This is a genomic window from Streptococcus danieliae, from assembly GCF_009767945.1.
Taxonomy (GTDB): Bacteria; Bacillota; Bacilli; order Lactobacillales; family Streptococcaceae; genus Streptococcus; species Streptococcus danieliae.
In genome coordinates, this window is the sequence record NZ_WSRS01000098.1 from 1 (window position 1) to 6,287 (window position 6,287).

General features: G+C 48.7%; 5 protein-coding genes. 1 reads left to right on the top strand and 4 read right to left on the bottom strand.

Going from position 1 to position 6,287, the window contains the following annotated elements:
- From E5983_RS08290 to tyrS, 4 genes are all read right to left on the bottom strand, one after another.
- Positions 1-134 (bottom strand): IS630 transposase-related protein (locus E5983_RS08290; RefSeq protein ID WP_160332216.1); only part of this gene is annotated, 134 nt, incomplete at its 3' end.
- 165 nt (positions 135-299) lie between these two features.
- Positions 300-896 (bottom strand): ribonuclease H1 domain-containing protein, encoded by a 597-nt coding sequence (locus E5983_RS08295; RefSeq protein ID WP_160333380.1) that lies wholly within the window; start codon positions 894-896, stop codon positions 300-302.
- Positions 897-901: 5 nt separating this feature from the next.
- Entirely contained in the window at positions 902-1,723 is an 822-nt protein-coding gene (locus E5983_RS08300; protein ID WP_160333381.1) for a putative RNA methyltransferase, read from the bottom strand.
- 447 nt (positions 1,724-2,170) lie between these two features.
- Entirely contained in the window at positions 2,171-3,430 is a 1,260-nt protein-coding gene (gene tyrS, locus E5983_RS08305; protein ID WP_160333382.1) for a tyrosine--tRNA ligase, read from the bottom strand.
- A 117-nt stretch (positions 3,431-3,547) separates the two neighbouring features.
- Between tyrS and E5983_RS08310 the strand changes: the two genes are divergently transcribed.
- A complete protein-coding gene (locus tag E5983_RS08310) occupies positions 3,548-5,839 on the top strand; it encodes a transglycosylase domain-containing protein (RefSeq protein WP_160333383.1) in 2,292 nt (763 codons plus the stop codon).
- Positions 5,840-6,287 lie beyond the last annotated feature (448 nt).

Genomic DNA, 6,287 nt, shown 5'->3' on the forward strand with positions numbered 1-6,287 from the left:
GTTTTCTCTTTTAATTTAATCCATTGATAAATGGTATTACGAGAAATTTGGAAAACAGTTGCTGCTTCAGAAATACTGCCAATATTCTCACAATATGAAAGAACTTTTTCACGAAAATCTACTGAATATGCCATAAAAATAGTATAGCACAAAATGTGCGGTTTTTGTTTCATTCTACTATATCATTTGTAAAGGCGTATATCCATCGTCATTAGAAATTAAAAAAGACCCCCACAACTCTCATACGGGACATCTGCTGTATGAAGGCTAGGGTGTCTGGTTACATCTTGGACGTTGAATTAGACTGTGATGCCGAGGGCGGCCTTAGCCAGCTGATCAGCCCGGTCGTTAAGAGGGTCGCCGCTGTGGGCATGAACCTTACGGAAGTGGACTTGGATCTCTTGGCTGAAGAGGTCGAACTCTTTTTTGTAGGCTTGAGAGATTGGCTTGTTGGTCCGCCACTCGCCGGTGGCCCAGGATTCGACCCCCTGGTAGTCGTAGCAGATGGTGATGCTGGGGTAGTCGTGGAGCAGGGCCCATTTGATGGCAGCCAGGCTAGCCAAGCACTCGCCGGCAACTTGGTGGGCTTCTAAGAAGATGTCACGGTTTCCTGAGAAGGAGAGGCTTTCGATTTCCTGGCCGTTGAAGATGAAGGCGACGCCAGATCCGTAGGCCTTTTTGATCTTGTGATAGGAGCCATCCACGTAAGCAACAAGTTGATTATCGGTGATCGGAGCCTGCGGTTGCTCCTCCATGTAGGCCAGGGCTTCTTCCTGGCTGGTAAAAGATTTGTATTTAGCTCCAGAGAAGCCGTGCACTTGTTTTTGGGCGTCGGGCCAGGTGGTGTAGATGCCTGGCTGGCGCCCTTTTTTGACGGCGTAAAATTTCATAAGCATCCTTTCTAAAAATGGGCTTGGTAGAGGGTGGCGGAAATGGTGATGTCTGTTAGCTGGGTCCAGTCGAAGTTTTCCAGCCGGACTTGTTGGAGCAGGGGTGTCATGGTCAAGAGTGCCTCCCGGACTTCTGGTGTCAAGGTGTAGGTCGCTGTTAATTCCAGCTGATCTTGGATCTGCATCTGCTCCTTCAGGTGAAGGTCGATGTCCTCGGGTTGATAAGCTTCTTTCCCAAGAATCTTGCGAATTTCAATCAGATGCTGGGATCCAGGAATAGCCTTGAGGAGGTTTCCGGTGGGCTTTAGCAGGCGTTTAAACTCCTGGTAGTTGGCAGGAGAAAAGATATCCAAGATAGCATCGAGGCTCTGATCAGCCAAGGGGATTTTGGCCAAGTCGGCCACAAACCATTTAACCTGCTGCCGACTATCGGCCTTACTGGCCAAAAGGATGGAGTCCTTGGACAAATCAAAGGCATAGTAGTTGCCAGTATACCGACTTTCTAGTTGACGGCTGTAAAAGCCTTCACCACAGGCTACATCTAAGAGGGAAGCAGGTTGCAGTTTTGTGATCATCTGGTCCAGTCCCGCCAAGACATGGTCGTAAAGCCCAGCTTCCAGAACCAGTTGTCGAGCTTGGAAGGACTCTTTTTGGTAGTGTTGGGAAGCCTTGGTGTTTGGGGCTAGATTGACATAGCCCTGTTTGGCTAGGTCAAAATTGTGTCGGTTGCGACAAGCCAAACTGCGCTCCTGTAACTGCAAACCTTCTTGGCAGAAGGGGCAGGTGAAGACTAGGTCTGTCGTGGTAAAACGTTGAAGTTTAGGTGGGTACATAAAAATCTCCAGTAAGCTGTTGAATCGACTTATCTGATAAGGCCTGATGACAGTTTGCTTGGCAGGTAGACTCAATCAACACCTGTGTTATAGTCTTTTAGGTTATATTTTATTACTGTGTTAGCTCGTCTTGCCGTAGACCTTTGAAACTTTCTGCGAAAGTTTTATCAGCAAGCTCAAAAACTCCCCCAGAGCTTTTGAGCTGTCTGCGACTCGCTGCTTTGTATTAAAAGTAAATTAAAAAACTATATCAGAATAAAAGAGAGGCTGGAACAAAAGTCTAGCCTCATTGACTTTGGTTAACAACATATCTTTGACGCAGTAGCTGATTGGCCTCTTCGTTCGCTTTTCAAGCTCGGAAGAGGGCCTAATCAGCCTTGCGAGGGTGTGACTACACTACGAACTAAATTTTTTCAAATTTAGTTCTGTCCCACTCCCCTTCGAGAATTATGCATATGTTAGGATTGAATATTTTTTCTTACCCCGACGGATCACGGTTAGTTGGCCTTCCAAGCGGTCTTGCTGATCGAGCTGGTAGTCCAGCTCTTGGATCCGTTGGCCGTTGATGTAGATAGCTCCGTTGGTGATATCTTCGCGGGCTTGGCGTTTGGAAGGGGAAACCCCAGCTGTCACCAAGATGTCCACGAGATTTAAGCTATCTTCTGAGCTGACTTGGTAGTTGGGAACGTCACCTAAGCCTTGTATCAACTCAGCTACAGACAGTTCCTGGATATTTCCAGAAAAGAGGCTTTCTGTGATTTTTAGGGCTTGTTGGTAGGCGTCTGGGCCGTGAACGAGGCTGACCACTTCCCTAGCTAGTACTTTCTGAGCCAGGCGTTGGTGGGGAGCAGCGAGAAATTCTTTTTCAATCTCGGCGATTTCTTCTAGTGAAAGGAAAGTGAAAATTTTCAAGAAGCGGACTGCATCGTCATCCAAGACATTGAGCCAGAATTGGTACATTTCGTAAGGGCTGGTTTTGCTGGCATCCAACCAAACGGCATTGCCTTCCGATTTTCCGAATTTTTTACCGGTGGCATCGGTAATGAGGGGTACTGTTAGCACGTGGCCGGTTTGGTTGGCTTTACGGCGAAGCAATTCGGTTCCTGCGGTCATGTTCCCCCACTGGTCACTGCCGCCGATTTGGAGGCTGACCTTGTGTTCCTGGTTGAGGGTGTAGAAGTCATAGCCCTGCATGATTTGGTAGGCAAATTCGGTGTAGGAGATGCCGGATTCAATCCGTGATTTGACGGAATCCTTACTCATCATGTAGTTGACGGTGAAGTATTTACCGACATCACGGAGGAAGTCGATGAAGCTGATGCTGCCAAACCAGTCGTAGTTATTGACCATTTCAGCCTTGTTGTCGCCGTTTTCGAAGTCGAGGAAGCGGGACAGTTGCCCTTGGATTTTTGTGACCCAACCTTCAACGGTTTCTTTGGTTTGAAGGCTCCGTTCAGCATCCTTGAAAGAAGGATCACCAATGAGTCCAGTTGCACCACCGACCAAGGCGTAGGGCTTGTGTCCGGCCAATTGGAGACGACGGCTGGTTAGAATAGCGACCAAGTGGCCCAAGTGCAAGCTATCTGCGGTAGGGTCGTATCCCGTATAATAGGAAACTTGTCCCTCTTCTAGTGCTTTGCGGAGAGCTTCTTCGTCCGTTGTTTGGAAGACCAAGCCCCTTTCTTTCAGCTCATCAAAAATGTGCATGTCTGACTCCTTTTTTTGTTTCATTTTACTTATTACAGTTTAACAAAATAAGGGATGATTGAAAAGAGCGAGGGCATTTTGCTATAATTGGGCTAGGTATAAAAAGTGAGGTAAAACGTGAAACACAAAGCTAAGAAGAATCGAGATGAGGAGGCGTGGACCTGGAGGGATAGTCTGGGGACGGTCTTTCAGGTGCAACACCTACTATTAAAAGTGTTGCTGGTCTTTTTCTGGGGCTTTCTGGTCTTGGGGGCCGGAGCTGGTCTGGGCTACGCAGTCAGCCTTTTTCAAACGGCCCAAGTGTTGGAAGGTCCGGAGTTGGCCCAGCAGGTAACCCGGGTGGCTGGTCAGTCCGAGCTACGCTATGCTGATGGGAGCTTGATTGACAAGATTGACAGTGAACTCCTGCGCACGCCGATTCACTTGGATCAGGTGTCGCGCTCGGTTCAAGACGCTGTGATTGCGACCGAGGACGAGAATTTCTACGAGCACGATGGGATTGTTCCCAAGGCCGTTCTGCGGGCGACGCTGGGCTCAGTTTTAGGTCTGGGGAGCTCAAGTGGTGGCTCGACCCTGACCCAGCAGCTGATCAAGCAGCAGGTGGTTGGCGACGCGCCGACTTTTTCCCGTAAGGCTGCGGAAATTTTGGACGCCTTGGCCCTTGAGGAAGCCATGTCCAAGGACGATATTTTGATGGCCTACCTCAATATCGCTCCCTTTGGTCGGAATTATAAGGGACAAAATATAGCGGGGATTGAAGAGGCAGCTCAGGGGATTTTTGGCAAAAGCGCTGCCGACCTCAATCTACCTCAATCAGCCTTCCTAGCAGGACTACCACAGAGCCCAATTGTCTACTCCCCCTATGCCTCTGATGGCACCCTAAAAACAGAGGAAAACCGAGAGCTAGGATTGGAACGGCAAAAAAATGTCCTCTTTAATATGTTGCGGACCGGTAAAATTACCGAAACCGAGTACCAAGAAGCACTGGACTATGATCTGCAGGCGGACTTCCGTCCCGGTGAGCCAACCGAAGGGGAGATGCACAACTATCTCTACCACACAGCTCTAGCCGAAGCCCAAGATGCAATCTACAGCTACCTGATTGAGCGTGACCAGGTTTCTGAACGTGAACTCAAAAATGAGGCAACCGTCCAAGCCTACCAAAAACTGGCTCAACAAGAGCTCAGCAATGGTGGCTATGTTGTCAAAACAACCATTAACAAGGCCGTTCATGAAGCCATGCAGGCAGCCGCAGCCAACTTTGGTAGCGTGCTCGATGACGGAACTGGCCGAGTTGAAATGGGGAATGTGCTGCAGGACAATGAGACCGGGGCTGTTTTAGGCTTTGTCGGCGGTCGGGACTATGCGTCCAACCAGAACAACCATGCCTTTGACACCGTACGCTCACCAGGATCGACCATCAAGCCCCTCCTGCCTTACGGCATCGCTATTGACCAGGGCTTGATGGGCAGTGGCAGCATTGTCTCCAACTACCCAACCAACTACTCCAGTGGCCAGCCGATTATGCACGTCAATAGCCGTGGAACCGGCATGATGACCTTCCAGGACGCCTTGAACCAGTCCGTGAATATTCCAGCCTATTGGACCTATCGCCTCTTGCGGGAGCAAGGCATCGATGTCCAGGATTACATGGAAAAAATGAACTACGAGATTGCAGACTACAATATCGAAAGTCTCCCGCTGGGAGGTGGGATTGAAGTATCCGTAGATCGGCATACTAATGGCTACCAGACCTTAGCCAACAATGGACGCTACCTTGAACGTTATATGATTGCTTCCATTGAAACACCAGATGGCCAAGTAGTTTACAAACACCAAACCGAACCGGTACAAGTCTATAGCGCTGCAACAGCCACCATTCTCCAAGACATGCTGCGGGGAGTTTTGGATTCAGGAGTCACAACCACCTTCAAATCCCGCTTGCAAGGCATCAATCCCGGCCTGGCTGGCGCTGACTGGATTGGGAAAACCGGAACCACTAATGACTATGGCGATGCCTGGCTCATGGTCGCCACCCCAGGCGTTACCTTGGGTGGCTGGACCGGTCACGATGACAACTCGCCCATGTCCAACCTCAGCGGTTACAACAATAACGCCCAATACATGGCCAACCTGGTCCAAGCCATTGACCAGGCTGACCCAAGCGTCTGGAAAGCCGACCAACGCTTTACCCTCGACCCAAGTGTGATCCAGTCCTCCGTCCTCCGCGCCACCGGCCAACTCCCAGGCACCGGCTTGAGCGGACCGACGGTCACCAGCAACTGGGCCATCAACGGTGCCCCCGTCACCAACGAAAACTTCATGGTCGGCGGCAGCGACGCCGACAAACGCTCCGCCTGGAACTCCGTCCGCGGCGGTGGTGCCCCAACCACAGGGAATGGGCGGTAGAGACTTAGACATTCGTTAGACAAAGAAATTTTAATGGTAGACTCCTCATATAATTGATGGTGAAGGTAGATATTTACTAGAAATTATATGGGGAGCTTTGCTATGTTCAGAGAACTTGATAAAGTAGCAAATCATTAGATTTGATATACTAGTGGTAAGATATATGGAGTTAGTGTGTTATTTTAAGTTAGGTAATTGTAATGTTGGGAGCGCTGTTTGATGACTGAAGGAAATTATTTGAAGAAATTGAATAAACTTAAGGACATGATAGTTAGGTGTTTTCCATTAGTATTATTAATATCAATTGAGAGTGTACAATATCTTGTGTAAACGCAAAAAAAGAATAAATCCTGTTATAGTAGAGTTAGACAAAAAAATACTACTAGAAAGATTTATTCCCATGACCCAGTTTATCACAGATTTAACCACATTTCTAGCTAATCATTCA